A 2,047-nucleotide genomic window follows, 5' to 3' on the forward strand; every position below is an offset into this window, starting at 1 on the left:
GGGGGGGTGTTTCCGTAGCAGTCCCGACGGTGCGGCTCCGGCCGCGCAAGCGGTTGGAGCATCGAGCGCGCGGGCAGCCCGGCGGCCCGGTGGTATCCGAACCCGGACTCGACGGCGCTTCGGGCGCCTGGATCAGTGGAGCGGTCCCTCGAAAGCGACAGCGCTGGCGACGCCGAGGAAGATGCACTGGTGAGCTGAGCGTGGGGGCCGAGGCGATGATCGCCCCGCCGCGCAGACGAGCATGGCAGCAACATCACGCCGTCGCCATAGGCCATGCGGAGGCTGTCTCAAACGAGGCACATCGCAACGTCATATGCCTGCATGACCAAGGCGCCGTGGCGAAATCCGTCCCGTGCCCCATGAAACGCGCCGATTCTTGACGACGGCCCGTCGCAGTGTCCGCCGGCGGACCTGCTGGCGAATCTGCCGGTGAACCTGCCGGTTCGGTCACGGTAGTTCGTCCACGCCCCGAACCGCCACGGCCGGGCCGGGTTCGCGGGCACCGTCGACGCCGCCGGTGACAACGCCCTAGAATCCCATTCGCACTCGCGCTGAAGAACGTCCTCGACCGCCATCCGCCCACCCGGGAAGACCTCCGCACGGCGATCACCACCCGGATCGAGCGAACCGACCACCGGCGCCACCGACAGCTCCGAGTGAACCGTTCGACCCCCCTCGACGTCGAGACGATCGCGAAACGCCACCGCCCCCGGCGGCACACCACCCAGCTGTCACCGATCCGTACGTCGGTCCCGGCCGTTCGCGCCCGGCACCCGGCGCCCGGATCCGGTGACATCCAGTCAGGAGGCAGCGATGCGAGCCACGTTTCCCCTCACCACACCACACCACCTCGACAACGAGCCCGAAGCCGAGGCCCTGCTCGCGAAGGCTCCGGTCGTCCTCGCGTCGATGGGTACGGCGGACGTCTGGCTCGCCCTCTCCTACAAGGCGGTGCGCCAGGTCCTGAGCGACAGCCGGTTCAGCCGGGAGGCGGCCACACTTCCGGGCAGCCCGCTGAAACTGTCCGTCGCCGCCGACCCGTTACTGGTCTCCAGCCTGGACGGCGAGCGCCACGCCCGCCTGCGCAAGCTGATGTCGCAGGCGTTCAGCCCGCGCATGGTCGATCAGCTCGAACCACGCGTGCAGTCCCTTGCGGACTCCCTGCTCGACTCCCTCGGTCCAACCGCGGATCTTGTGGCAGGTTTCTGCGCTCCACTGCCGTTGATGGTCATCTGCGAGCTGCTCGGCGTGCCCTACTCCGAGGCGGAGGCCATCCGCAGGTGGACCAGGCGGCTGTTCGTCACGAACATCACTCCGGACGAACTGCGGGCCGCACAGGGCGAGATGCAGGACTGGCTCGCCGATCTGGTGCGTCAGAAGCGGGCGCAGCCGGACAACGGGCTGATCTCGGCGATGGTCGCCGCCAACGACGAGGGCGACCACCTCACCGAACCCGAGCTGCTGGCCAACGTCGAGGGCCTGCTGATCGCCGGCCACGAGACGACCGTCAACCAGCTGGGCAACTCGTTGCTGACCCTGCTGCGCCACCCGGACCAACTCGCGCTGCTGCGGTCGGCACCGGACCTGATCGGACCGGCGGTTGACGAACTACTGCGCTACAGCAGGCTTTTCACCTCGGCCGAGGTCCGGGTCACGACCGAGCCCGTCGATCTGGAGGGCGTCGAACTGGGGGCGGGCGAACCGGTGTTGCCGGTCATCGTCGCGGCCAACCGCGACCCCGGTGTGTACCCGGATCCCGGCCGCTTCGACATCACGCGCGAAGGACCGGCAGCGCACCTCGCCTTCGGGCACGGGCCGCACTTCTGCCTCGGCGCGATACTGGCCCGCCGGGAGATGCGGGTGGCGATCGGGTCCGTGGTGAAACGGTATCCGGGACTGCGCCTCGCCGTTGACGAGTCCGAGCTCACCTACGTGCCGGAACTGGTCTTCCGCGGCCTGCAGGCGTTGCCGGTCACTTGGTGATCCGTGGCCTCCGCCGCTCCCGCCACGGCTGTGCCGGCGAGCGCCTGCCCCGGCGCCCCCGGGG

Annotated in this window: 1 protein-coding gene; it reads left to right on the plus strand. The window is 69.6% G+C overall.

The annotated features are described in order from the left end of the window. The first annotated feature begins 813 nt into the window (after positions 1 to 813). A complete protein-coding gene (locus tag ACIQOV_RS39055; protein WP_401055599.1) occupies positions 814 to 1,983 on the plus strand; it encodes a cytochrome P450 in 1,170 nt (389 codons plus the stop codon). Positions 1,984 to 2,047: the final 64 nt, after the last annotated feature.

The organism is Kitasatospora sp. NPDC091257 (genome assembly GCF_044757675.1).
GTDB lineage: Bacteria > Actinomycetota > Actinomycetes > Streptomycetales > Streptomycetaceae > Kitasatospora > Kitasatospora lactacystinica.

What these genes read in the sequence shown, in the direction of transcription:
- ACIQOV_RS39055 (WP_401055599.1), top strand. Translation starts at nt 814, where the DNA reads ATGCGAGCCACGTTTCCCCTCACCACACCACACCACCTCGACAACGAG.